Raw genomic sequence first — 25,538 nt, forward strand, 5'->3', positions numbered from 1 at the left:
TGATTCAATTTTTTCGACAAAATGATGATTGATTGTAAGTTACTGATATAAATAAACTAATACCTTTAATCAATACCTTGTTTCTAGTGTCTTTTCCTTAATAACCCTACAAAAACTCAACTATTATTGGTGTTATTCAAAAATAGTTGAATGAATGATAGGAAGTAGGTATGTTGTTTGTAGATTAATCATATGGAGATATCAGTAATGGTAGAATTCAAATTGACGCACAAGAAAGCTGAACGTGTTTCAGAAAAAGTCGCTCTTTCTGTCACTAAGTTGCTGAAGTATGTACTCAACCTTTTTTACGGTAAGAAGTACGATAAAAGGGCGGTTATTCTGGAAACTATCGCCGCCGTACCTGGAATGGTAGCGGGTATGTTCAATCACCTAAAAGCACTTCGGCGTATGAGAGATGATGAAGGTTGGATTCGAGAGCTTTTGGACGAAGCAGAAAATGAGCGAATGCACTTAATGATTTTTCTAGATATTGCCAAACCTAGTTGGTTGGAGAGGCTTATAGTCCTACTGGGTCAGGGCGTGTTTATTGTTGTCTACTCAATAATCTATTTACTCTCGTCAAAAGTTGCACATCGAGTAGTAGGTTACTTTGAAGAAGAAGCGTGTAAAAGCTATACAGAATACTTAGAGAAGATAGATGAAGGGCAAATAGAGAATATTCCCGCTCCCAAAATTGCGATCGATTACTACCAGTTAGCCGATGATGCACTATTGCGCGATGTCGTTTTGAGAATTAGACAGGATGAAGCTGGTCATAGAGATAGAAACCACGGTTTTGCTGACGCTTATGAGCGTAAAGATTTGCCTTCGCATCTCGCCTAACCAATAAAAAAGACGCTTCGGCGTCTTTTTTATATTTAGAACAACGATTTCATTTGTTGTGAGTGAGATGCCTTTGAGGTCATCCAATATTTATGGTCTGTGTTACAAAGGTTGAAATAATCTTTGTAACTCAATACTGTAGGTAACAGTATCTTAACAGAATGGAGGCTGTGATGAATGTTGGAATCTACGTGTATCGTGATGTAGAGGTATTAGACTTTGCTGGGCCTTTTGAAGTATTTTCTACAGCGAATCGGTTTCTGGACGAAGAAGAAAAATGGTCGGTCAGCCTTCTATCTCAAACACAAGGTATCGTCTTCGCAAGAGGTGGTCTTAAAATCCAATCCGACTACTCTATCTACAGTCATCCGGCTATTGATGTACTGATTGTGCCCGGAGGGGTTCATACTCAGGAGATGGAAAATACTCGTGTATTAGATTGGATAGGTGAGACAGCAGCTAACTCGACGCTTGTGGCATCTGTGTGTACAGGCGTATTTTTGCTGGCTAAATCGGGCGTTCTTTCTAACCAAACCGTCACGACCCACTGGGAAGATCAAAATGAACTACAACAGCTGTTTCCAGGGTTAACCATTATAAATGATACACGCTGGGTAGATTGCGGTGACATTGTCACATCAGCTGGTATTTCTGCGGGGATTGATATGAGCTTGAGGCTGGTTGAAAAATTGCACGGACGTGATATCGCACTTAAAACAGCAAAACAGATGGAGTTTGATTGGCGTGAACATGGAGTGACGTTATGAGCATTGCTGTCAGACGTTTAACCCATCCAATATCGGAAACTGTGTTAGCACTAGCTGTGTCAGATGAGCAATTGCCTTTTGTGGGTGTAGTTTCCTGTATTATTCAGAGCAGTTTAGGTAACCCCAAAGAGAGCCAATGGGTAATCTATTCGGGTGAGACTCCAGCAGGGTTTTTCCTTCTTGATGAGGCATACCAAGTTACATTGGGGACTAAGCTGGAGAATGCTACTGGCCTTCGTGCTTTCTTTATCGATTCACGGTTTCAAGGTAGAGGTATTGCTAAAATGTGTTTAAAGCTTTTAGTTAAAGAATTTAACGTTTGGCTGGGCACTGAACACAATGACCTATATTTGACCGTTAACCGTAAAAACAAGGCAGCGTATCAACTTTATTTAGCGGTAGGGTTTATCGATACGAAAGAACTATATCTAGGTGGTCAAGCAGGTCCTCAACACATTATGTGCTTTAAATCAAAGACAACAGATGAAATAGGTCTATGATGCTGCCTTCTGAATTATGTTGTTGAGATAGGTGATTGCTGTGATATCTAAGTTACCTCGTTGGATTGAGTCGGGTGCGTTTGTACTCTCTTTACTAGCAGGGACAGTGAATGCTGTGGGGCTCATGGGGTTTCAGCATCAGGCTATCTCACATTTGTCTGGTACTGCAACATTACTAGGTACTCAACTGATTCACGATTGGTCTCTTGCTGGTCATATGTTCGCAATTATCGTTAGCTTCTTAGCTGGGTCGGCGATTTCTGGTTTATTCATTTCTAATGTGTCGTTAAAGCTCGGTCGCCAATACGAGTGGCTTCTTTGTATTGAAAGTCTATTCTTGCTTATCGCCACCTATTTACTACTCAATGGTTCTCAAAGTGGAACCTACTTTGCTTCAGCTGCATGTGGATTGCAAAATGCCTTGGCAACCACGTTCAGTGGAGCGGTAGTTAGAACGACTCATGTTACTGGTATCGTTACCGATTTGGGGATCATGATTGGTTCGACATTTAGAGGCGAGGCATTTGATAAACGAAAAGCCAAGTTGTTTGTCACCATATTAACGGGGTTCATCGTTGGCGGTATAGTGGGTGCTCTGTTATATCGGAATTTAGCGTTTATGGCACTCGTTGTTCCTGCTGCAGCATGTCTCGTTTTAGCGTTGGTGTATCGAATTTACCGTAAGAAAATCGCCTATACCAATAGAGCAAATTAGAGGGAATTTATGAATATTCAATCGATTGATCATCTCGTACTCACAGTGGCAGATTTGAAATCATCTGTGAGGTTTTATGAAATGCTTGGGATGAGGTATGAAACATTTGGTGATAATCGGCATGCGCTTCATTTTGGTTCTCAGAAGATCAATCTACATATCAAAGGGCAAGAGATAGAACCGAAAGCAACCTTTGCAGTGCCAGGAAGTGAAGACTTGTGTTTTGTGATAGACACTCCGGTTGAACAAGCCAAACAGATACTCATTTCTAAAGCTATTGACGTATTCACTGGGCCTGTAAATCGGACAGGCGCCACGGGTAGCATATTATCAATTTATCTGCGCGATCCTGACGGTAATCTCATCGAACTGTGTAACTATCCATAATAGCCATTTCTGGAATAAGTTACGGTATCCAATGACGACAACAACTCAAAAAAAACTTACACTGATTAATATTGTTTTAATAGGCTAGCGAATTGTCATGGGTGATATTCTATCTTTTAGTTTGATTGTAATTTTGTTAGTGATGTCACCGGGTCCCAACGGTGTCTTAATTCTCAGAACAACATCTATATACGGAAAGCAATCTGCGACCTGTAATATTCTTGGTTTTATCCTAGCGATGTCTTTGCAAGCGAGCATGGGCATTTTCGGTATTTCTGCGATTTTAATGGGTTCACCACTTTTCTTTGTTGTACTCAAGTATATTGGAGGAGGTTATTTTCTTTATATAGGGGCGAAAATGTTGTTGGGCTCATTTAAGTCTAGCGATACTGCTTTGCCGGAGAAGATTAAACACTACACACAGCCCAAGTGGCGAAAATCAGTTATTGAAGGGTTTATTACTCAATTTTCAAACCCCAAGGGGATACTGTTTTATCTTGCAGCCTTCCCCCAGTTCTTAGATTTTGAGCACTTCTCTTACATCGATGCTTATACGTTAGTCGCGATACATGGTGTCATGTTGTTTGTTTGGTTTTCTGCTTTATCATTGTTCATTGCTAAAATGACGGGAAGTATCAAAAATACAAGATTTGGTTGCTGGGTTAACCGAGTAGCTGGTGTTGTGATGATTTATTTTGGTTGTGTTCTATTTATTCAATAGTGACATGATGTGTGGCTTGGAGCCGCTATTTTTTTAAGGGAGTTCATAAGGTCTTCTTATTGATTGGCTGTGATTATATCGGTTTTCGATATAATAATGTTTACGAGGACTACACTGAATGTATCGAGATTTACAATAATCTGACAAATAATGAGTTCCCGTTTAAGTGCGTTGTGGGTTACAAAGGCATTCATTTATCCTAGGAGTAGAAGATTCAAACGAATGAAGCTTTCAAAAAGAGAAGGTCGTGTTGTTGGCAGTGCGATAGAACAGTGGCTCGAACAAGGCACTATCAACCAAGAAGAACATGACAAACTGAAAAACAGCTATCAAGTCGCCAGTGTCGATTGGTCACTTATTGCTAAGTATTCATTTTGGATTGCGATTGTTTGCATCGTTTTATCGGTACTTTCCGTGTTGCTCGATGAATGGCTGATTAAACTACTGGATGAGATATTCTCTGCACCTGACATAGCGAAGAGTGGATTTTTCGCTGCAATATCAGCGGGCTTTTATTTTATTGGCGTAAGACGAAAATCGAAGACGCCGGACAAAGCTTTTAGCAATGAGGCCTTATTTGTACTGGGTATTGTCAGTACTGCGGTGTCGATCTATTTTCTTGGTCAGGTTATTCAAACCAATAGTTTAACCAAGTTGATCCTGCTTGCATCGCTGGTGTACGGCGTATTGGGTTTATGGATTCCTTCGCACATTGTTTGGTTGTGTGCGCTATTGTCATTTGGCACTTGGCTTGGTTTTGAAACTTATCAGTTGAGTGATGAAGGTTACTTTCTTGGCCTCAATTTCCCATTTCGATATGTGTTTTATGGCTTAATACTGATATTGACAAGTACTTTGGCAATGAAACGTTGGCCATCGAAGGAAGATTTTGCAATCACTACTCGTGCTTTGGGGCTGTTTGTGTTCTTTATATCGATGTGGCTAATGTCGGTGTTTGGCAACTACGCAGATTTTAGTGTGTGGAGTAACGTCACTCAATTTTCTTTGCTGCATTGGTCGATACTGTTACTTATTGCTTCTGTTGTAGCGGTGTATCACGGGATGAAGTTTGATGATGAACTTACGCGTGGCTTCGGACTTATTTTCATCTTCATCAATCTGTACACCCGCTTCATTGAGTACTTCTGGGAAGGGACACATAAAGCGGTATTTTTTGCCATTTTGGCAATGAGCTTTTGGTTCTTTGGAACTCGTGCTGAGAAGATTTACCGTCTTGGTCGTGGCAAGAACACTGACCTTTAAGCGTCTGACTCTCAAAAGCCTGTAAAGCAACAATAGATACTACTGCTCATACACAGTGACATTGTCTGCTGTCATTGTGTATGCGCTTATGACTTCAGTATTGCCATCGGAGAGCTCAATACTGGAAGCGGTAGACTGCTCCATCAAAGTCCCATCGACCCATACGGGGGAGTATAAACCTCGAAACTCAATTCCTTGAGGGTAACTCACCAGAACCATTTGATTTCCAGGAGGTGGTGGAGTATGGATACAGGCTCCGGCAGTCGGGACAAGTATAAACTCAGTAACAATCAACTCATCAAACTCAAGGGGCACAATAAACCCTGGAAGTCGCCCCTTCTTACCAATAAGCTTGGGATTGATATTCATATTCCAATCTGAATGATCAGCATCTATTTGTTTTTGTTCTTCGATTAGAGCAAGGATATTGATGCCGTTCTTTGCAAAGCGTATCAATGCTTCCCGATAGCTTGTCTCTAGTTCAGCACGTTCAGGTTCGTGTTTGTTTTGATAGTCTACGATCGTCATCAGATCATAGCGCTGTGTAGGTGTAAAACTCGCGAATTTGTTTTGGTAAGTAGGCGTGTCAATGGTTGGCGAGAGATCTTGCCATTGCCAGTCATTTGCATGTGCTTGCACCATAAATAGCAATGAAAGACTGACTAAAGTAACTAACGAACGCATGCTTTAAATACCAATATTTGACTACTAACCAACAAAAACTATCAGTAAGCGCGTCATGTGTACATCCTCAACCCACTCTTTTTGGTATCTTGTTGCAAGAGTGAACCTTGTGATCTTGTTATGGAGTACGCTGTGTTTCGTTCAAACTTAATATCGTTCTTTGATACATCTTTGGAGTCAGGCCGCTGATACGTTTAAACGAACGTGAAAAGTGAGAAATATCGGAAAAACCAAGCTGGCTAGCGATATGAGTCAATGATAACTCTTCTCCCATCATTTCTACCGCGACAGTAAATATTAGGTTGTCTTTTATATGACGAAAACTTGTTCGTTCCTCATTAAGTCTTCGCTGTAAAGTACGAGGGGCGAGTTTTAGCAGTTTGGCAGCTTGCTCTAATGTGAGGTTATGCTCTCGAACATAGGGTAACAGTGCAGTAAAAACTCGGTCAGTAAAGTTAGCATGCCAGGTCACTAAGGGCTCTTTTGGCGCATAGTCTTTACTGGTGATATTTGGAACTTGCTGCAAGATCTCTTCATCAATTAGCCATTCTATACGTTCGTTCTCAACGAAATATTGTGGTGACTTTCCGATAATAGCTTGAAAAACATCGACTTCTTTAGATTGGATTTTGATCTGTTTCGGTGTCCATGTTGATTTAGTCATTGCTCGGACTAACTCTATCGTATAAAGCACGGCCCAAATCTCTGACCAAAGGAATAGAGGGCTGTCATCAAACGGACGCCTGCACCAATACCATGTCCTTCCATGACTCTCTTCTAGACCAACATTGACGCCTACGGCATCGTACTGAAACACCTCTTTGGTACGCACTAGCGCTTCTTCGACCGTCATGCATTCAGATAATTCACCTAGAAGACGCGGTATCACTTTTTGTCTAATCGCCGTTCGCAATAGCTCACCGAATTGCGTTATTCCTAACTGATTTCCCAATAAGTAGATGAGTTTTTTCACTGGCTCTTGAGGCAAAAATTCTTGATCCAGATCGAACAGGTCTGGAGGAAGCCCGGACTCTTTTATCGCTTGGTGTGGGTCATGGTTGTATTCGCGAAACAGCTCTACCAATACGCGAGCATAACCAGATTTTATTAGTGGAGTAATGGGGTCGTTACAGTTTGTCATAGGTCGTTCTGAGATTCATTAGCGTGCGTCAATTACAAATAGATTAGACCGTTGGCGTAAAATGGCAAATTTAAATGGACACATCAACTACAATTTTCGCTCAGTGATAATCAACAAAGCAAACGCGTGTTGGCTCTCTAATATACTAATTTTTAAAGCAATTAATTTTAATTTGTTCCGATAATAGTCTATACCTAGATAGGATTGGTTATTAAGTTGTTAACAAGGGATGAGTAATGAGCGATAAACCAGAATCTAAAAGTCAGCCAGTAGAGAAACAGAACAAAGATTCTCAAATTGAACAGGTTCAACAAAACGCCGAGCAAGCTAAACAAAACAAAGTGAAAAAAGTCACCAATGCTCTCGTTGTCTTTATATTGGCAAGTCTCTCCATCAGTATTATTTCAGACCGAATCATTCCCTCTACAGACAATGCGCGTGTAAAAGGGTATGTCGTGCCAATTAAACCTCAGGTCTCAGGGCAAGTGGTCGATATTCAGGTGAAACCTAATCAGCTAGTCTCAGAAGGCGATACATTGATTGCACTTAACCCGGTGGACTATGAGATTGCCGTTCAAAAAGCGGAGCAGGATTTGGAAATTGCTGGACAAAATGTTGGTGCTCAAACGGCGACGATCGCGTCTGCACAGGCACGTTTGACCAGCAGCGTGGTTGAGCGTGATAACGTTGAACTGCAAACACGACGTGTGCTTACTATGGCAGAGAAAGGAGTGATTTCTGCTTCTGAGGCTGATAAAGCTCGAGCGAATTTAGCCAGAGCACGTGCCAATGTTCAAAATGCGCAGGCAGATTTGGACAAAGCGAATAAGCAACTAGGGGCAGAAGGTGAGGAAAACAGCCAAATTAAAGCAGCCTTGCTCGCATTAGAGAAGGCTCAACTGGATTTAGAACGAACCGTAGTGAAGGCCCCAACCAATGGTGGTGTCTCAAACTTCAGTTTGTCCGAAGGGTTTTATGCAAGTGCGGGCCAACCAATTATGACGTTTGTTTCTACCGATAGCATTTGGATTGAAGCGTACTTTCGAGAAAACAGTTTGGGCAATATCCAGCCAGGTAATGAGGTTGAAATAGCACTCGATTTTGCCCCGGGTAAAGTCATTACTGGAAAGGTATCAAGTGTCGATTGGGGGGTAGATTGGGGGCAATCCAACCAAGCAGGTAAATTGGCGCAAGCCAATAATCAAACAGGTTGGTTAAGACAAACTCAAATGTTACCTGTTACGATTGAATTCGACACGGCTGATACCACAGGATTGCTGCGAATTGGTGGTCAAGCAGATGTGGTGGTATACACCGATGACAACACGATCTTCAATATACTGGGTAAGGCGTGGATTCGAATTGTAAGTTGGATGTCTTATGTCCGATAGTACACAAACATGCGTGCTCAGGTTTACGTTTGGTGTCGGTGTTGCTACGTTTCTTGCTGCATGGATTGAATGGCCATTGGCGTTTGTAACACCGATTTTCACCGCTAAGTTTCTTTTTGAAAAGAAGGTGTTACATAAGGACATTGTTTATGAACTTCTACTTGCGATGATAGTAACCGTTGTAATTGGTGTCAGTTTAAGCTTGGGTCTTGCTCAATATCCGATACCTCTATTGATTGCGGTAGGGATGTTGATGATGTTGGGGTATTACCTGTTTCTCGACCCGAAATGGAATCTGTTCGCGACCATATTGTTAATGTCGACGTTGATGTTGCCTTTTATGGCAATTGATAGCCCACCAATTGCTATATTTTTGGCGTTGGGTTTGAGTTTATCTGGTGCCATTGCTGTCGCAATATTCGCGGTAATGCACATCTATATGCCGGAGAGAGAAGAAACCCACCATGATTATCAATCGGTGCCATTTACCTCAGAGTTCCGTTGGCATTCCGCGTTGAAAGCAATGATTGTCGCTTTCCCTGTTGTCTGTTTCTTCTTCATTTTCCAAATCTCTGAAGCGCTACTTTCGATGATATTTATTGCTTTGTTATCGCTAATGATAACAGGCGAAAAGTCCATCAAGTTAAGTCTGTTTTTGCTGATTAGCAATGGTATTGGTGGTGTGATTGCCATACTGGTATTTGGTGTACTAGCTCTGGTCCCTAATATTGTTTTTTACACTGTCTTTATCAGTCTTCTAGCAATTGTTATTGGTAGCAAAATGTACTCAGAGCCTACAAAGGCACCGGTGTACGCGACGGCCTTCAACACCGCTTTGGTGTTGATAGGCACGACGTTAATGAGCTCTGGTGTGATTGACGAAAAAATGTGGATAAGGCTCGGACTTCTTGGTTTGGTCGCTTTATACATGATGATTGCTGCTTTCTTTATCGAAACGAGGCAATGGAAGGTCCTGCAGTTCAATGGACAGATGATGAAATCTATTTAGGTAAACGTTATGAATTTTGACAGTTCCTTTAATAAAAATGCGATCGATACTTTTATCAAAATCGCGACCATTTCCATTTTGGTTTATTGGTGTTTTTCCATTCTTAGACCTTTCATGATGCTCGTTGTTTGGGGCGGCATTATCGCCGTCGCACTCTATCCAGTGGCGTTATGGTTACACGCTAAATGCAGTATTTCCAAAGGCAAAGCAAGTGGGTTGCTTTCGTTGATTGGCGTTCTGCTACTACTTATTCCACTCGTTTGGTTATCTAGTGGTTTATATACGGGAGGCACAGAAGTGTATTCGCAACTACAGGACGGAACACTTCAAGTACCAAGGCCGACTCAAACCGTCAAAGAACTGCCTGTTGTTGGCGAAAAGATATATGCCGCTATGTATCATGCTTCGACTAACTTAGAAGGAGCGATGGTTAAGTATAGTGAGCAGATAAAATCGCTAGCAACAACCTTAGCTGGTGCTGTAGGGTCCTTTGCGGGTGGGTTACTGCAATTTATCGTGTCGACCATCATCGCTGGCGTATTTATGGCGAATGCTGAGAACTGCCAAAAAGCGTTTAACAAAGTTGCTAATCGACTCACTAACGGAAAAGGTGCGGAACTCGTCAATCTATCCAAATCAACAGTTCGTAGCGTCGTGCAAGGCGTATTGGGTGTCGCGGTTATTCAATCGATCATGGCCGCAGTCGGTATGGCGTTTGTTGATGTGCCTGCGATAGGGCTTTGGGCACTAGCGGTCTTGTTAATGGCTATTATTCAGTTGCCGCCAATATTGGCGCTTATTCCGGTGATTGCTTATGTGTTTGGTACCCAGTCGACCACAGCTGCAGTGCTGTTTTTGGTATGGTGTGTCATCGTCAGCGGTAGCGACGCGGTTCTTAAGCCTATGCTATTAAGTCGTGGCTCAGATATTCCCATGTTGGTTTTACTATTGGGTGCATTAGGTGGAATGGCGATGTCAGGTATAGTCGGCCTGTTTGTTGGTGCCGTTGTATTAAGTTTGAGTTATCAACTGTTTGTATCTTGGCTAGAAGAGCCAGAAAAAGCCAAAGACTAATATGAGGAGAACTGGCTAAATGTTGAAAGGGATTTCTATCTTCGTTTTATTGTTAGTTTTGGGCGGGTGTGCTTCTAATGCTCACTCTCCGAGTTCTTCTAACGATGAGTGGACATCACAGCTAATGGAGCAGCGTCGTTGGCGCGACGCTGAAGATTTAGAGAAAGATTATCTTAAACTCTCGTCAGAGAATCGATTACCAGTTCAACCAGCTCTTGTTAAAGTGATAGGCTCACAGCAGGCGGATGCAATAAAGAGCCTTGCGGCGAAGATCTACTTGATTGAAAACGCGCAACACACCGTTGATCTCACATACTATATTTTCTCTGACGATTTAGCAGGTAAAGCCACATTGGGAGCTTTGTGTGAGGCCGTGCAACGCGGTGTTGATATCCGAATTATGGTAGATAGCTTGGGTTCGTACAGTCTTAACAATGGCAACTTAAAAGGCCTTATGCAGTGTGAGAAAAACGCTGGCTATATTCGTGATAGGGAAGGACAGATTACAACTCAGAAAGCTCGCGTACAGGCGGTCGTCTTCAATGCACTAACAGATGGTGATTCCAGATGGAATCATCGCTCTCACGACAAGCTATTTATTGTGGACGGCTTCTATAATCAAAATGCTTATGTGATTACGGGTGGGCGGAATATCTCCCTTCATTATTACGGGATCGATAGCAATGGAAGTAAGGATTACTCAGCGTTTCGTGATATTGAAGTCATAATCCGTCCTTTAATTGAATCGAAGCCCGAGCAGTCGCCATCTCGACTAAGTGAGTATTATTTTACTGTCCTGTTTACTAAACCTGGTAACAAAAAGCTTGATACATGGTCAAGTTACAATCGAGACAAGTCTTTATTGTTAAAGTCTTATCAGAAGTTGAAAGCAAACCCAGAGTTTAACCGAGCATACACTGGTATAGCTCAGTATCTAGATATAGATTATCGTACTGCAGATGCCAAGTTTGCGCATGAGTTGGACAATCTAAATGCGGACGATGTTGTAACGCGTTATAGCCATAATAAAAGTGCTAATGCCAATTCAATTAGCGGCATTCTGGCAAAAACTGCCTATACCAATACTGAGCTTAAAAAAATAAGAGTGGTGTCTCCATATCTGTTTCTTCAGTCAGATTTGCTAAAAGATGAAGGTGTAATCGATAGAGACCTCAACACCGCGTTAAGTTGGTTGGAACAAGATCCAGAGCGAAGTATTGAGGTTATTACTAACTCAGTACTTACTAGTGATAACTTCTTCACTCAAGCCGTGATTGACATGCACACGGTACCCTCACTCATTATGCAAGACGAAACCCTCAAGCAAACTTGGTTAGACGATGACCTTGATAATAACGAGCTCAACGAAAAGTTCCTTCAATCATCAGCTTGGAAGAAGGCGGTTAACCATCCAAGAATCAAGTTCTACCAATTGGGTAAACCCGACTCGGTATTACTTGGTGGAACACAATACTATGGCAAACTTCATGCTAAGTTTCTGATTATTGATGAAACTGCGTTTGTAGGCACGACCAATCTCGATTTTCGTTCGTTGCTTTACAATAATGAAGTGGGTTTTTTCTTATCGGGAGAGCAGCTAATCAGTGATCTAAACCAACAATTTGAACTACTTAAGCAAGACTCGTTGCTTTGGGGTAGTGAGGAGTGGTTGGAGATGAGGAAACAGCTTAGAGCAGCTGGCGGAACAAAAGGCAAGACATCTGAAAGCCAACGAGAAATCTATAACATACTTGAATCTACTAGCCTCAAGTATCAGTTCTAAGTGACTAGGTATTTGCTATTGGTGGCGCAATCTGGCAAATCTCGAACATTTGCGTGCGGTATGTTTGGTTGTCAATCCAACTATAGGAGTCGTGAATGATCGTACATTTTAGAGTTCAAGATATTGAAGAGTTGTGGCTGCATATCGATTTGGCTGCTCATCTTCAAACAAGGTTTAGAATGTTAAATAGGGTGTAGAATACTCAATTCTAAAAACTGAACGCCCAACCTATCATCGGGCCCTGCTGGGTGACATCTATCTGTGTAGTGCCCGAGTCATTTTGAATATTTAAGTAGCGATAACCAAACCAAATGTTGTTTAGATTACTTAATCGATACATTCCTGCGAGATTGAGCCCTCTATTCACATCATTGTCGCCGGCAATACTAGTATCTACAGTAAGGCTCAATCCCCAGTCCTGATTAAACCAGTGGGCGTACTTTAACCCCACTAGCCAATCGAACTGGTGTCCTGATGAATTAATCGATGGGATGTCGTACTCGTTAACACCTATATCAACATTGAACTTACTATAAGTATGTCTAACTCCGGTAAGCAACACTAAGCCATGGGTAACTTCATAACCAGCGAAGAGGTCATTTAAAGACATAGTGGCATCTAGGTCGATAGTGGTCGTGATATCCGGGAGAAACGGCAGTTTCGGTTTGTAAGTCGATGAATTGGAGCTTTTGATATGCAAATAGTTAGCACGAACACCCAATAGCCATTTACCTTTCTGAGCATAGAAATCGCCCATGATACCGAAATTTAAGTTACTAACAATGTTGTCAAAGGGAATGTCAATATCCACGGTACCATCTGAATTTCCTGAGGTACCGGTGATGCTTGGTGTCCATATCATTGGGAACACCAACAAGTATTCCCATTCCTCGGATTGACTTGACTGAGCGAGGCAAGGGGAAAGCATCGTCATGCTAGTTAAAGCAGCTAAACTAACCGACTTCATATATATTCCTTTAAATACTAATTTATTCAGATGGTTACCATCTAGGATAGACTATATTAGTCCTATACCACCTAATAACTTGTGTACTAGATGATGGCCAGACCTAGAAAAGAAGAGCAAGTCCACATTATTCGAACAGAACACGTCATGTTTTTTATTGATCTCTTCAAGGGGATGGATGTTGATTTACTTCCTTTATTAAGAGAAGCACGTATTCCCAATACGATTGTTCAACAACCTAACTATTCTTATTTACCAGAATCAACGTTGAAAAACCTGTTATGTCATCTCGGAAAGCGATTATCTAGCGGTCAATTTGGGATTAGGGTATGGGAAATGGCTTCACTTGAATATGTCCCATATTATTTGAGTAAATTACCCGTTAATACGACGGTTCATGAGGCGCTTAGCAAATTTGGACAACTATTAGAAATGGAATCGTCCAATACCAAAGTCTACATAAAAAAGGCTGGTGGAGCGTGGTGGTTTGTGAGGGAGAAAACGGGCGCGGACGAAGTTTGGTTCCAATATGCAGAGCTTTTTTCGGTGACGTTTATGACACAGTTAGTCCATCAATTAACAGCAGGAAAGTTTCATCCGAATGAAATTGGCGTTCAGTCGTCTTCTGTTGATGCTTTTAAATTACTGCCGCAACTGCAGAATGTGGTGTTCTACAACGAACGCCCTGTGACTGCAATAAAAATACCTGACAGCGTCATGATACAGATGACCAGCTTCAATGTGCCGAAATCTGAGCCCAGCCAACCCTTACCAAGGTTAGGACAATTTGCTCAGAGCTTAAAGCTCGCCCTTAAACCCTATTTTACCGCTGGGAAATTACCTTTAGATATGGCTTCTGAGGTTATCAATATCCATTCAAGAACGATTCAACGTCGATTGAAAGAGGAGGGGACTAACTATAAGGCTTTTAGCGAACAGATCTTGTTTGAACTCATTAAAACGGAGCTTACGTCTTCCACCACCACTATTGCGATGATTGCTCAACAATTTGGTTACTCTGATTCAGCACATTTCACACGAGCATTTAAGCGTTATGTTGGTGTTACCCCATCGCAATATAGGTCAAATGTCTCTATGCAAAAGTAGCCTCTGTGTTTTGTCGCTAAATGGCAATACGTTAGGTTCGCAAATGTATAAATTATCACCTAAGGTTTAGATGTTAATTGTATGTAAACTCAGCGTGTTACATAAAAGCAATTAGCCTCGTAACAGCAAATTCATATCAATGATTCGGAAAGTTACGCGAAGTGGAACTCCACTTAGCATGGACTAAAGGTGAAATAATGAAATCGATCGGCGGTAAACTGTCTCTTCTAGCAGCTTCTTGTGCCTGTGCGCTCTCAGCACAAGCAGACACCATTTTGTTTAAAAACGTTAATATTTTTAATGGCACTGACAACAAACTGTATGAAAACCACTATGTGTTAGTGGAAGACAACTTAATTAAAGCGGTATCCAAAGATGTAGTTGAAATCTCCGATGCGCAAGTCATTGACGGAAATGGTATGACATTAATGCCTGGCCTGATTGAAGGACATGGCCACCTGCTTTTAAACGGCGGTAACTTGAGTGATCACGAGAATAATCGAACTATAGAAGAATTAGCTGCTCGTTCTACGGTTAATGCTCGCGCGGCGTTTCGTTCAGGCTTCACCACTTGGCGTGATGCTGGCGGTTTGAATACCGGCTTACGAAAAACGATAGACTCAGGAATGCTGGAAGGGCCAAGACTTTATACCTCTGGCGCTTTCATTGGTCCTACAGGTTCGCACGCAGACTTCAGTAATCTCACAACAGCCAATCAACACTTTTTTGGTTCTACGACGAGTATGGCAAGAAATAGCGTCAGCTTTAATGCCGACGGTATTACCGACATAAAGGCAGCCGCACGTCAGAATTTCAAACAAGGCAATACGCAAATTAAAATCATGTCTTCAGGCGGTGTTGCTTCATCTTTTGACCCTTGGCAGCTAAATGCGATGTCGCCAGAAGAAATTGCAGCCGCGGTAGAAATTGCTGAGGCCTATGGTTCTTATGTCATGTCTCACGCCTACAGTAAAAAAGCAATTTTGCGCAACCTTGATGCAGGCGTAAAAACCATTGAACACGGTTTTATGTTTGATGGTGATATTGCTAAAAAGATGAAAGAGAAGGGAGCTTATATCACTACGAATATGACGGCCTTTTCACCCTATTTGACTCAAATCGAAGCGATTAACTCTAACCCCGCTTCTAAGCGAAAAGCAGAGTCAGCAACGAAGGCATTCTCTAAGTACATTGAAAACGTCAATAAGTATCAACCTAAATGGGGTTTTCATACTGACTGTGTCGGTGATGTCACCGCTTGTATTAAGCAAACCGATCATACGCTATTTCTTGCCGGTAAAGAGCTGGGCAACTTCTTCACACTCAAAGGCTTGACGTCAGTGAATGGCGAAATTGTTAAACTGTCTGGTGTCATGGACCCTTATCCAGAAGGTAAGTTAGGCGTGGTTGAAGAAGGTGCATACGCCGATCTAATTTTGGTAGATGGTAATCCACTCGAGGACCTATCGGTAATTGGTGCCAACGAGAAATGGTTTGATGCTGAGCCCCGAGAGGCAGACTTAGACACAATTAAAGTGATCATGAAAGACGGTGTTGTTTACAAGAACACGCTATAGCGATTCAATGGGGCTCAGAAATTGAGCCCTCCTAATTAAGAGTAATGTGTACATGTTGAATTGGTGCTCTAGCCTGATTGTTGTTTTGTTCTCGTTTTCCGTGTCTGCGAACCAAATCTCGGTCTTAGATTGGACGGATTTAAAACCTCAATTGAAAGAAGAACTTGTGGTCTTACCGGATATAACCGAAGCCCAGCGAGAAGCTTTACAAACGATTCTGTTATTAGACTCTGTGCCTAACAAAGCGAATCAAAAACTCGCTAATGAACTCATTGTTGAATTGGATCGTGAAGGTGTCGATGCTCGTGGTCTACTCGAGAAAAGAGCGACTTATATGACTCAAATGCAAGCTCGCTCGGAAACCACGACTGACCGCTTTGATAAACAAACTATTCGAATGGCTGGCTTTATCGTGCCTCTAGAAATGACTGGAGAGAAAAGCACTGACTTTCTGCTGGTACCAGTTGCGGGCGCATGTATCCATTTGCCACCACCGCCAGCAAATCAAATAGTGCGAATACGCTACCCAGAAGGATTTGAAATTAAAAATGTGCAATATCCAGTGTGGGTTGAGGGTATTTTCACCAGTGATAAACAGACAGAGGATGTTTTTCTTGTTGACGGTAATACCTCAGTGACAATGGGCTACAGTATGGAAGCCACTAATATTAAAGATTATTACCAATCAGAAACGTTATAGTGAGACGTGTGATGACTAAAACCCTTTTATCCAGTGTTGCTTTAGCTGCGATCTTTGCGTCGCTTGTCCCCAAATTAGCCATTGGAGCCGATTTTGGCAGCCCGGACTCGGTCGATAACACTCTCAAGACAAAGCCAACTCCCAAATTGAACTGGAGAGAGTCGTTAGAGCAAAATCAGAATCTAACATTCGGCTTAGATTATCAATCACTGGGTCTTCGTGCTTCGGACACTGTGACAGGAGGCGAGAATAACGCCGCCGCTGGTGTGTTTCGCTTCTATGGGAGTTGGAACTTAGTTGGTTTAGAGTCGGGTAATGTTGGTGGACTGGTGTGGAAAGTAGAGCACAGACATAAGTACACCGATCTTTCCCCTAAAGAGTTTGCGTTTATCGGCAATGTTACTCCGAGTTTGCCTGATGGTGTCGGCTATGTCGGTATGATAGGGCCTGCGTATTCTGACCAAGGTAGTCGTCTCACTAACTTGTATTGGAAGCAGAAGTTAAACCAGGGTAGAACGTCACTCATGCTCGGGTATTTAGATACCACCGACTATGTCGATACTTATGCTCTAGCAAGTCCTTGGACAGGGTTTACTAATCTGGCCTTTAGCACAGGTGGAGGGGCGATTGGCCTGCCAGATGATGGTGTACTTGGATTAGCCTTAGGTCATATGTTGACTGACAATTTTTATCTGATTGGTGGAGTGGCCGATGCTAACGGTGACTCTAGTAACCCATTTGATTCTTTCTTTGACGGCAGTAAACTTTTTACAACGTTAGAGTTTGGTTGGACCGCTTCACAAGAGCAGATTTATACCGATAACATACATGTCACAGCATGGAATATTGATGGCGGTACAAGACATAACTTGTCGACTATTACCTTGCCAGATGGCACCACAACTTATAGCGATCAAAATGGTCGTGGTGTTAATTTTTCAGCAAGCTATTTTGCTACCGCGCAGCTAATGCCATTTATTCGAGGAGGGTTCTCAAGCGGAGATGTGGCCTTATATGATACCTCTATCAGCGCTGGTATCGGCTATTTTGGTTTGGGTAATGCAACGAGTAATTTGGGTTTCGCCGTAAACTGGAGTGAGGTCAATGAAGCGTTTGGGAGTGGTTTGGATAATCAAATTACCTCAGAGTTATATTATAACTGGGCTGTGAATGACTATATTCAAGTCACACCTGACTTACAGTATATAAAGAACCCTGCGTTCTCTGATAAAGACAGTACTTGGATTATTGGCCTAAGGCTACGAGTTGCCATCTAAAAAAGAGCTCATATGAGCTCTTTTTTAATTTCCATCGTAGATGTAGCTATACACTCTGACTGGCCATCCGTAACCTGTGTATTCTTTAGCAAGAACATCTGCGACTTCAACTGTGACTTCAATTCTTACCCAAGCACCGATGCCCAATGGCTGATACTCAATGACTCGATTTTTCATTACTAGGTTTCCGCTATTATGAGGAGTGATAATCAACGTTAAGGCGCAATGTATACGCCTTAACGAAAATTAGCTTGGAATAGCCGATATTACTTACCTATTTGTGCCAAAGTGTTCCAAACCATAGCAAACTGTGTCGCTGGGTTATTGATTGATGAGTCTCAGACCAACCGGTAGGGCGTCACCAAATAACTTTTTAGAATCAGATTCAGACAGTTTTTTGACCTCGGAAACCAATTCATGCCAACTAGAAGGTGCTTTCGACGCTTTCAACTTATCTAACACCTGTCCCCGATAGTCATGAGAAATATCTAGAGAGCGGTCTCCGGTTTTACGGCACATCAAGACACAAGCGAAGCCTATCATTGGTTCTTTTAGCCAGTCTTGCTCAAGGAGTTTTGGTAGCCATTGTTCAATCTGTTCCCGCGATATCACGTTATGTTGGCTGCCGTAAAGTGGTGTACGAGAAGCAAGTCTGCCTAATGCCCACCAGTGTGCTTGTTCGAACTGAGATTGGTTGAGTGCTTTGCTGAGATACCAAGTAGCCAATAGAACTTTGTCATCAACGTACAAATTCTCTAAGCTTGCCGATAAACGAACCATGGCTTCATAACCTTTATCCTTGGCTCCTTGGAATGTTTTGGCATTTTTCATTGCACCAGGATGTAGGTATTTGGCTAGTCCACCTAATATTACTTCCTGTTGTTCTTCGTTTAAACCACCTGAGACACGACGCCAGAAAGTCCACCAGTCACTCCAGCCTTGAGCATTTTGAAACTGAATACCTTGTTGGTACAGCCCCCAGATTTGCTCCATACGCCATGAGTCGGTCGCATCACCAAAACCAGGGCGCATACAAAAGCCTGTTAATCGAAGCCAATTCTTTTCGTGTTGTTCAGAGCGGCGACGGCGTTTACGACCCAGTGAAAAACTGTCAACAAGAGAACGTAAGGTATAGAAATCCCAGTCATCTTTCTTACCGAGGTTTTTCTCAAGCGTTTTGGCGAGCAGCTTGATTTCTTTGCTGTCAGCGCTGTTTTTGTTGCCACTATACAAACGAGAAATTAAATCTTTGCTTGGCTCCAGCCCAGGATGAGCGGTGACCGTTTCTTCTTGTGCTTGCTGATTTCGAACTTCAAATTCAAGCGCCCATCGCTGAGCATCATCCTTAGTACTTACGCATTCAACCTTAAGCGTACCGACCTCAGTCAATTGGCAAGCGAGCTGAACTTCAACCCTTTCTTTTTGATTGGCAGCAAGCTGCGATTCGCTACCCTGTAACGTGCTGATGTATGGAGGCAATGGTGTGAACTGATCGGGGTCGATTTGAATCATTAAACCGTTCTGTACTTTTTGATGATCGCCAAAGTAATCATGGGTTGAAGTAAGAAGGTTAAATCGAACAGGTTCACCCAGAGTCAGTGCAAATCGACGACCGGTTAAACGAATTTCTTGCCCCTCATCTGTCCCTTTGGACAATAAACATAAGGCTTGGCCAAGTTTGTTCTTTTCTTGTAAGTGTAAAAAGTAGGAACGTGCACTACCGCCACCAATTTTAAGCTGTGCACCACGACGTGCTTTTGCAAAAGCGACAGCACCAAGTGCAACGGACCAATCTGGGTGAGGGTTAGAAAGTAAAGAAATAGGTGAGCCTTTCCAATTTTCAACAATATCGACCATGCGACGTGTGACTAAGTCACTGTTGAAAACGCCCCCATTAAGCAGAAGACCAACTGGAATCGCGGGCTCACTTTGGTTACCTAAGGCGTCTTTAGCAACTTCTTGATGCAAGTGTAAGAACTCGGAGACATGCTTGCTTACCGCAGGGTCGGAAACGTAAGGCAGTCCAAATTCAACGACAGCGCTTCGCTTCTTGTCGGGTAGCTCACCAAACGTCGTGGTCGGGAAGAAGCCCTCGAGGGCGATTTGATGCACTTCATGTTTAGTTAGAGCAATGCTTTTTGTGCCACCGATTAAACGAGAACCACTACCCAACATGGTGATTTTCATTTCATTGGGAGCATTTTCAGAGAGCAGTGCCTCTTTCGCCTTACGAGTTTGTTGAATCAGCTTTGTTAGACTAGCAGCATTAAGTTTTTTAGCCTCGTTAAAGCGTTGCTCAGCCATATGTGCAAGTGCTAGATCAAGGTTATCACCACCTAGCATAAGGTGTTCGCCGACACCGATTCGATTCAGTGTTAGTTCGTCATTGTCGTGTTTAGCTTCAATCAAACTTAAGTCAGTAGTACCACCGCCAACATCACATACCAGAATCAGTGGTACTTGAGCCAACTCTTGTGTCGCGGTATCTTTGTGTCTCGCGTACCAGTCATAACAAACGGCTTGTGGTTCTTCTAACAGATGGACTTTTGGTAGTCCTGCCAATTTTGCTGCTTGTAAGGTGAGCTTTCTTGCGGTTTCATCAAAGGAAGCTGGAACCGTAATGACTACATCTTGAGCTTCAAGTTTGTTGTAGTGATGGCGGTGGTTCCATGCTTGACGAATATGGTTGAGATAGCTTGCACTAGCAATGACTGGCGACACTTTTTCGACATCTTGCGCACCGGCCCACGGTAGAATGTCGTCTTCGCGATCAACTGCAGTGTGCGATAGCCAACTCTTAGCACTTGAGACCTGTCGGCCTTCAACTTTTGCACCCAACTCTCTCGCCCATTCACCAATGATGATATTTTTCAGATCACCATCGACCGATTGATTTTCCCATGGGAGAGTGAGGTCCGCTTCGGACACTTGCTGAGCTGCAGGGTGATAACGGAAAGAGGGTAGTAGCGGTTTACGCACTACTTCGCCCGGGCCAACTAGTTGGTCGATTTCAAACAATTCGACCGCAGAGTTAGAGAGGTCGTCTTGAATTTCACAGAATGCGACAACCGTATTGGTTGTACCTAAATCGATACCGACCAGATATTGTGAGGATGCCATGACATGCTCCAGTTAGGTCTTAATAAAGACTGGGATTAGCGATAAAAAACGGCACCTAATGTGCCGTTTTGTCATTTAATTATTGTTATGCGTCTTCGCGGACGTCAAATTCAACGTGCCATTTTTGGCCATTGTCCGAAGCGATGGCTTCCAAATATAGAGTACCAAGCTCAGTAACGCGCGATGATAGTGTCACAGGAACTACTTCGCCGACGCTACGGCCTTCTGATACTGGCAGAGTAACTTGAATTTCTGGCAGTTCTTCCAGCTCTTCTGGTTGCCAAAAGTCAAGATGAACACCTGCCTCATCATCACGGCGAGTTGTTGAGCCGAAGAATTGGAAATGAACAGGTTGACCAATGACAAGTCCAAATTCTTGACTTGGGACTTGAACACTACTGCCTTCTTCCATACCGAACGGTGCGACGCAAAGTGCTTCCATTGGTGGAGCCATACCCGGAATCGCAGGCATCGCACTTTCAATGCCGATGTAATAACTTGAGGCAATACCGCCGCGAATTCGAACACCTTGACCACGACGAACGCTACCGTAATAAGCTGCACCACTTGCAACGGCAAGATCTAAGTCTAGACCAGAAAGCATTTTCGCCTTGTCTGAGCCCGCAGTCTCTAGCCACGCATTAATGGTGTTGAACAAACGATCAGAGAGTAATTTCGATTTAAGGACACCGCCGTTAAAGAGCAGGGCTGTCGGCTTGACAAACTCAGGCGCTGGTTGCATGCCGGGAATACCTGCAAAGGCGTTATCTGTAGCATTGCTTTGGCGGCTCAAAAACGCAGCAATATGGCGAGTAATCGCTGCATCTTGTGCGTACGGGAGACCCATTTGCGTTAATGCACCGCGAGCACGTTGAACCGGATGCTCTTGAATACCCACTTGTGGGAAGAAACCGTCTACAAGAGTTTGTTGAACTTCTTGCTGGGTCAATTCAGTTTTCAGTGTTGCGCCTAGTAACTTAGAACCACGACTAGGGACAACAATCGGTACTGCTTGAAGCTCAGAGTCATTTAGCAAGGCTTCTTTAGCGTCACGACAAGCGTGAGTCATTGCTTGAACTTGCCAGGGTTGCAGTTCTTTGCCATCTTGCGCCAGCTTCATCTTTAGGCGATAAGCTAAAGCAAGATCCATATTGTCACCACCAAGCAGAATATGCTCACCAACGGCAACGCGTTCAAGATTCAGGTTGCCATCTTGCTCTGTCACTGCGACCAAAGATAAGTCTGTGGTACCACCACCTACATCGACCACCAAAACCACATCACCTACATTGACTTCATCGCGCCACTTATCGTCGCTGTTATCGATCCAGCTATACAATGCCGCTTGAGGCTCTTCAAGTAAGGTTAAGTGAGCTAATCCAACGTTACGCGCTGCTTCTGCAGTAAGATCGCGCGCCGCAGGATCAAAAGAAGCGGGAACGGTAATGGTTACGTCTTGGTCTTCGAGCTTATACTCTGGGTGCATGTGATTCCATGCATCTTTCAAGTGTTCTAAATACAGCTCTGTCGCACGAAGAGGAGACACTTTAGCGACTTCTTCTGGACTTCCTTGTGGAAGAAAGCTTTTACGTCGGTTTACGCCGCCATGACACAGCCAAGATTTAGCACTTGCAATGAGACGAATAGGTGTTTTTGAACCTAGGTTTCGAGCAACGGCACCCACCAGTGCTTTTGGTTCACTTGTCCATGGCAGAGTTCGGGAGCCTTGTCCCATCTCGTGCTCATGAGGTTGATATAGAAATGAACCTAGCTGTTTGAAAGATTCTACAGTACCGGGCGCTGTGAGCTGCGGAATAGAAACTACCTCTACTTGCGCGGTCTCGTCTGTCGTATCAAGAAACGACATGACACAGTGCGTCGTACCTAAGTCGATACCGACACTGTAATGAGCAGATGGATGATTCTGTTCGTGCGTTGATAGCTCCATTATAGCTCTACCTCTGCTGGTGCGATGACAGATGCGTTGTAGTTCTCAGACAACTTAGGCAGAGTTACTTTGTCTGCTTTCCAACCTTTATGAATCAGTGTGCCGGAGAATGGTGCATTACCCGTTACGCTGCCAGTTAGGCGAACAGATTGCGGGTCAAAGCCTTCTTCGATTGTTACGCGAGTTTCTTCGTCTTCATTGCGAATTGGAGACAAAGTAAAGTACTCGGTGATCACTTTTTTACCACCAGAATGGACAACACGAGCCGCCGCACCTACTTCTTCATCGGAGAATGAAGTTAGGTCTTCTTGGAGGAAATCGACCATGCGAGCTTCTTGCTGCATCAAAGACAGAAGTTGCATTGCAGAATCGGTAGAAGCGGTCGCAAGTTTAGATTCTACTTCTACAACTTTTTCCACGACTTTTTCAACTTCAACGACTTTCTCAACTTCAACGATTTTTTCTACTGGCTTTTCAACCTCGACGATCTTCTCTACTGGTTTTTCGACCACTTTTTCAACGACTTTGCTTTTACGTGATACCGCGATGGCAAGCAACAAAACGCTAGAAGCCGCTAGGCCAGCGTGCAACATGTCGAAAGTAGTTGGGATAACATTTAGATCGATGTTCATAGGAGTTTCTCTATGTGTCAGTCATTAGTTGTTAATTTTGGGGCGAAGTCTAGCATAATCAAGGCTCATAGCGCGATGGTTTCGCAATAATGTCATTACAAAGTGAGTTTTTTGGTGAAGAATTCAGCAGATAATGACGATTTTACAAATTTAGGTGATCTTCGCTGTTTTTTTTAACACTGTAACTTTTGTCCATGTCAGAGCTGTGTAAGATTTAACAGTAAAAGGTAAGGTATTGTATTTTCGATACTTATATCACATGGCTAATAATATTTATCACAAATATAAAAACTGGTAACACTAATAAAACTATAACCAGTTAGGACAATATATATATGGTTACAGGCTTAAGCAAAGAGGACCGCGGAGTCAAACGGTACTCAGTGTTAGTGCTAATTCTCGGATTAGTATTGACGATTTTCATTACACATCTTGTATATAAAGGGCAAAAACAGCTTTCCGATTCTAATTTTGAGTTCTTAGCTCAAAACCAAGCCGAGAATATAAAAGAACTTGTCATGTTAGACGTTGCCTTTATCGGCGCAGGGGCAAGTTTTTATCACGCAACTCAACCACCAACGTGGGATAATTTCTCCACTTTTGTCGCACCATTGTTGGCAGATTCGAAAAGTTTAATAGCTATGCAATGGATGAAGAAAGTTTATCCTGAGCAGGTAGAGTCACACGTAAAGCGAGTCAAGCAACACTTTCCAAGTTACCAAATATATACGGTGCCTAAAGACGAACCTCGCCAAGATGGTTACATCCTTGAAAATGATGAACCTATTTATGTGGCGAGTGATGTCTATCCTGTTAATGAAGCCAACCTACGTGCGCTAGGATATTACTCTTCCCGAGAGCGTGTTAGACGAGTGATTCGTAGCACACTGGAAACCGGAGAACCGAGTTTGTCAGATAAGATTCGTCTGTTGCAGGACGGATTTGATCGTTCGTTACCAAAACAAGGGATGCTTGTTTACCATCCAGTATTCGAGGTCGGTGATAATTCATTACGTGGAGTAGTAATTGGAGTCGTTCGCACAACCGCATATTTCGAGCAGATTGTTTCTCGAACCTCCATAGGCAAAGAAGTGGGTATTCAAGTTGTCGATTTAGGGTTTGATGCCGAGGATGACCCCATTATGTATGAGAATGAAGCGTGGCAAACGTTGTCTGGGGATATAAAGAGCATCATTGTGGATCTTTATGATCGACAGTGGAACATTCAGTTTAAACACGATTCAGAAATTTCTCAGAATGACAGTTTTATTCTCCTGTGTGTCGCTTCAGGCGGTTTTATTATTTCGATTCTATTGGCTTACGTGGTTCAGTTGATGCTTCGTGAACAACGAAGATTGACCAAGTTAGTCAGTCGCAGAACACGTGACTTGCAGTACTTAGTAGAGCGAGACCCTTTAACGGAAGTGTACAATCGACGCGCATTCAATCGCTTAGCGGACTACCATATTTCATGCAATAAGCCATTTTCTTTAGTCATTATTGATATTGATAAGTTTAAGCAAATTAATGATAAATATGGTCATGTTTCTGGTGATGAGATCTTGATGCAAGTTGCTGCATACATAAAAGATCAACTGTATCCCGATGATATGCTGTTCAGGCTTGGCGGCGATGAGTTTGCTGTGATAAGTCGTTGTGTTGACGAAGAATTACTCAACGTTTATTTAAACGAAGTGTGTGAAGATATTTCCTTTATGAAATGGGACACCATAGATCCTAACTTTGTTTGTACACTGAGTATAGGCGCCTCCGTATTTAAAGGAGAGTCCTTGGAGAAATTGATGAATCGTGCCGATGATTTATTGTATAGAAGCAAAGATAAAGGCAGAAATAGAGCAATGGTTGCTTGAATTTTTAGCGATTGAATGGAGAACTGTCGAGGTTTGACGTTTGATACGTTACAATCCGACG

At 42.8% G+C, this 25,538-nt stretch carries 23 protein-coding genes; 16 read left to right on the top strand and 7 right to left on the bottom strand.

Annotated features, from left to right (window positions below; translation table 11 throughout):
• Nucleotides 1–207: 207 nt before the first annotated feature.
• The 7 genes from AWH66_RS18725 (at nucleotide 208) to AWH66_RS18755 (ending at nucleotide 5,196) form a co-directional block, all read left to right on the top strand.
• Complete coding sequence (locus AWH66_RS18725) at nucleotides 208–843, top strand: alternative oxidase (RefSeq protein WP_063606738.1); 636 nt, start codon at nucleotides 208–210, stop codon at nucleotides 841–843.
• Between the two features lie 173 nt (nucleotides 844–1,016).
• Nucleotides 1,017–1,610 carry a DJ-1/PfpI family protein gene (locus tag AWH66_RS18730; protein WP_063606737.1) on the top strand — a complete coding sequence of 198 codons (594 nt, stop codon included), beginning with the start codon at nucleotides 1,017–1,019 and terminating at the stop codon, nucleotides 1,608–1,610.
• Nucleotides 1,607–2,110 carry a GNAT family N-acetyltransferase gene (locus AWH66_RS18735; RefSeq protein ID WP_063606736.1) on the top strand — a complete coding sequence of 168 codons (504 nt, stop codon included), beginning with the start codon at nucleotides 1,607–1,609 and terminating at the stop codon, nucleotides 2,108–2,110. The genes AWH66_RS18730 and AWH66_RS18735 overlap by 4 nt, the downstream gene beginning before the upstream one ends.
• Nucleotides 2,111–2,150: 40 nt before the next feature.
• Nucleotides 2,151–2,825 (top strand): YoaK family protein, encoded by a 675-nt coding sequence (locus AWH66_RS18740; RefSeq protein WP_063606735.1) that lies wholly within the window; start codon nucleotides 2,151–2,153, stop codon nucleotides 2,823–2,825.
• 9 nt (nucleotides 2,826–2,834) lie between these two features.
• On the top strand, nucleotides 2,835–3,212 hold the full coding sequence (locus AWH66_RS18745; RefSeq protein WP_063606734.1) for a VOC family protein: 378 nt from the start codon (nucleotides 2,835–2,837) through the stop codon (nucleotides 3,210–3,212).
• Nucleotides 3,213–3,309: 97 nt separating this feature from the next.
• Entirely contained in the window at nucleotides 3,310–3,933 is a 624-nt protein-coding gene (locus tag AWH66_RS18750; protein WP_063606733.1) for a LysE family translocator, read from the top strand.
• Nucleotides 3,934–4,155: 222 nt separating this feature from the next.
• Complete coding sequence (locus AWH66_RS18755) at nucleotides 4,156–5,196, top strand: DUF2157 domain-containing protein (RefSeq protein WP_063606732.1); 1,041 nt, start codon at nucleotides 4,156–4,158, stop codon at nucleotides 5,194–5,196.
• A gap of 39 nt (nucleotides 5,197–5,235) precedes the next feature.
• On the opposite strand, the gene AWH66_RS18760 is transcribed toward AWH66_RS18755, so the two are convergent.
• Both AWH66_RS18760 and AWH66_RS18765 read right to left on the bottom strand, forming a co-directional pair.
• A complete protein-coding gene (locus tag AWH66_RS18760) occupies nucleotides 5,236–5,880 on the bottom strand; it encodes a DUF3299 domain-containing protein (protein WP_063606731.1) in 645 nt (214 codons plus the stop codon).
• A gap of 118 nt (nucleotides 5,881–5,998) precedes the next feature.
• A complete protein-coding gene (locus AWH66_RS18765; RefSeq protein ID WP_063606730.1) occupies nucleotides 5,999–7,021 on the bottom strand; it encodes a helix-turn-helix domain-containing protein in 1,023 nt (340 codons plus the stop codon).
• Between the two features lie 236 nt (nucleotides 7,022–7,257).
• Here AWH66_RS18765 and AWH66_RS18770 point away from each other — a divergent pair, with 236 nt between their 5' ends.
• The 4 genes from AWH66_RS18770 to AWH66_RS18785 are packed head-to-tail and all read left to right on the top strand — an operon-like array spanning nucleotide 7,258 to nucleotide 12,278.
• Nucleotides 7,258–8,412: an HlyD family secretion protein gene (locus AWH66_RS18770; RefSeq protein WP_063606729.1), complete on the top strand. Its 1,155-nt coding sequence runs from the start codon at nucleotides 7,258–7,260 to the stop codon at nucleotides 8,410–8,412.
• Complete coding sequence (locus tag AWH66_RS18775; RefSeq protein WP_063606728.1) at nucleotides 8,402–9,421, top strand: DUF2955 domain-containing protein; 1,020 nt, start codon at nucleotides 8,402–8,404, stop codon at nucleotides 9,419–9,421. Before AWH66_RS18770 ends, AWH66_RS18775 begins: the two co-directional genes overlap by 11 nt.
• Before the next feature lie 9 nt (nucleotides 9,422–9,430).
• The gene (locus AWH66_RS18780; RefSeq protein ID WP_063606727.1) at nucleotides 9,431–10,495 is read left to right on the top strand and encodes an AI-2E family transporter; all 1,065 of its coding nucleotides are present in this window, start codon (nucleotides 9,431–9,433) and stop codon (nucleotides 10,493–10,495) included.
• Nucleotides 10,496–10,514: 19 nt separating this feature from the next.
• Nucleotides 10,515–12,278, top strand: coding sequence for a phospholipase D family protein (locus AWH66_RS18785; RefSeq protein ID WP_063606726.1), 1,764 nt, complete (start codon nucleotides 10,515–10,517; stop codon nucleotides 12,276–12,278).
• A 208-nt stretch (nucleotides 12,279–12,486) separates the two neighbouring features.
• Here the strand turns inward: AWH66_RS18785 and AWH66_RS18790 are convergent, their stop codons facing one another.
• A complete protein-coding gene (locus AWH66_RS18790) occupies nucleotides 12,487–13,245 on the bottom strand; it encodes a hypothetical protein (protein WP_240495638.1) in 759 nt (252 codons plus the stop codon).
• 147 nt (nucleotides 13,246–13,392) lie between these two features.
• Between AWH66_RS18790 and AWH66_RS18795 the strand changes: the two genes are divergently transcribed.
• From AWH66_RS18795 to AWH66_RS18810, 4 genes are all read left to right on the top strand, one after another.
• Nucleotides 13,393–14,352 (top strand): helix-turn-helix domain-containing protein, encoded by a 960-nt coding sequence (locus AWH66_RS18795; RefSeq protein WP_167360971.1) that lies wholly within the window; start codon nucleotides 13,393–13,395, stop codon nucleotides 14,350–14,352.
• A 197-nt stretch (nucleotides 14,353–14,549) separates the two neighbouring features.
• The gene (locus AWH66_RS18800; RefSeq protein ID WP_063606725.1) at nucleotides 14,550–15,929 is read left to right on the top strand and encodes an amidohydrolase family protein; all 1,380 of its coding nucleotides are present in this window, start codon (nucleotides 14,550–14,552) and stop codon (nucleotides 15,927–15,929) included.
• A 52-nt stretch (nucleotides 15,930–15,981) separates the two neighbouring features.
• Nucleotides 15,982–16,629 carry a DUF3299 domain-containing protein gene (locus AWH66_RS18805; RefSeq protein WP_063606724.1) on the top strand — a complete coding sequence of 216 codons (648 nt, stop codon included), beginning with the start codon at nucleotides 15,982–15,984 and terminating at the stop codon, nucleotides 16,627–16,629.
• 11 nt (nucleotides 16,630–16,640) lie between these two features.
• A complete protein-coding gene (locus tag AWH66_RS18810; RefSeq protein ID WP_063606723.1) occupies nucleotides 16,641–17,906 on the top strand; it encodes a carbohydrate porin in 1,266 nt (421 codons plus the stop codon).
• Between the two features lie 24 nt (nucleotides 17,907–17,930).
• Here AWH66_RS18810 and AWH66_RS25995 read toward each other — a convergent pair whose 3' ends face one another.
• The 4 genes from AWH66_RS25995 to AWH66_RS18825 all read right to left on the bottom strand — a co-directional run bounded on the left by AWH66_RS25995 (nucleotide 17,931) and on the right by AWH66_RS18825 (nucleotide 23,606).
• Complete coding sequence (locus tag AWH66_RS25995) at nucleotides 17,931–18,083, bottom strand: hypothetical protein (RefSeq protein WP_006071423.1); 153 nt, start codon at nucleotides 18,081–18,083, stop codon at nucleotides 17,931–17,933.
• Between the two features lie 144 nt (nucleotides 18,084–18,227).
• Nucleotides 18,228–21,026: an Hsp70 family protein gene (locus tag AWH66_RS18815; RefSeq protein WP_063606722.1), complete on the bottom strand. Its 2,799-nt coding sequence runs from the start codon at nucleotides 21,024–21,026 to the stop codon at nucleotides 18,228–18,230.
• 85 nt (nucleotides 21,027–21,111) lie between these two features.
• The gene (locus tag AWH66_RS18820; protein WP_063606721.1) at nucleotides 21,112–22,974 is read right to left on the bottom strand and encodes an Hsp70 family protein; all 1,863 of its coding nucleotides are present in this window, start codon (nucleotides 22,972–22,974) and stop codon (nucleotides 21,112–21,114) included.
• Nucleotides 22,974–23,606 (bottom strand): DUF2760 domain-containing protein, encoded by a 633-nt coding sequence (locus AWH66_RS18825; RefSeq protein ID WP_063606720.1) that lies wholly within the window; start codon nucleotides 23,604–23,606, stop codon nucleotides 22,974–22,976. Before AWH66_RS18825 ends, AWH66_RS18820 begins: the two co-directional genes overlap by 1 nt.
• Nucleotides 23,607–23,941: 335 nt before the next feature.
• On the opposite strand from AWH66_RS18825, the gene AWH66_RS18830 reads away from it, so the two are divergent.
• Nucleotides 23,942–25,477, top strand: a complete 1,536-nt coding sequence (locus AWH66_RS18830; protein WP_063606719.1) for a sensor domain-containing diguanylate cyclase — start codon at nucleotides 23,942–23,944, stop codon at nucleotides 25,475–25,477.
• The last annotated feature ends 61 nt before the right edge of the window (nucleotides 25,478–25,538 follow it).

This window comes from Vibrio barjaei (assembly GCF_001639065.2).
In the GTDB taxonomy this organism is placed as follows: domain Bacteria; phylum Pseudomonadota; class Gammaproteobacteria; order Enterobacterales; family Vibrionaceae; genus Vibrio; species Vibrio barjaei.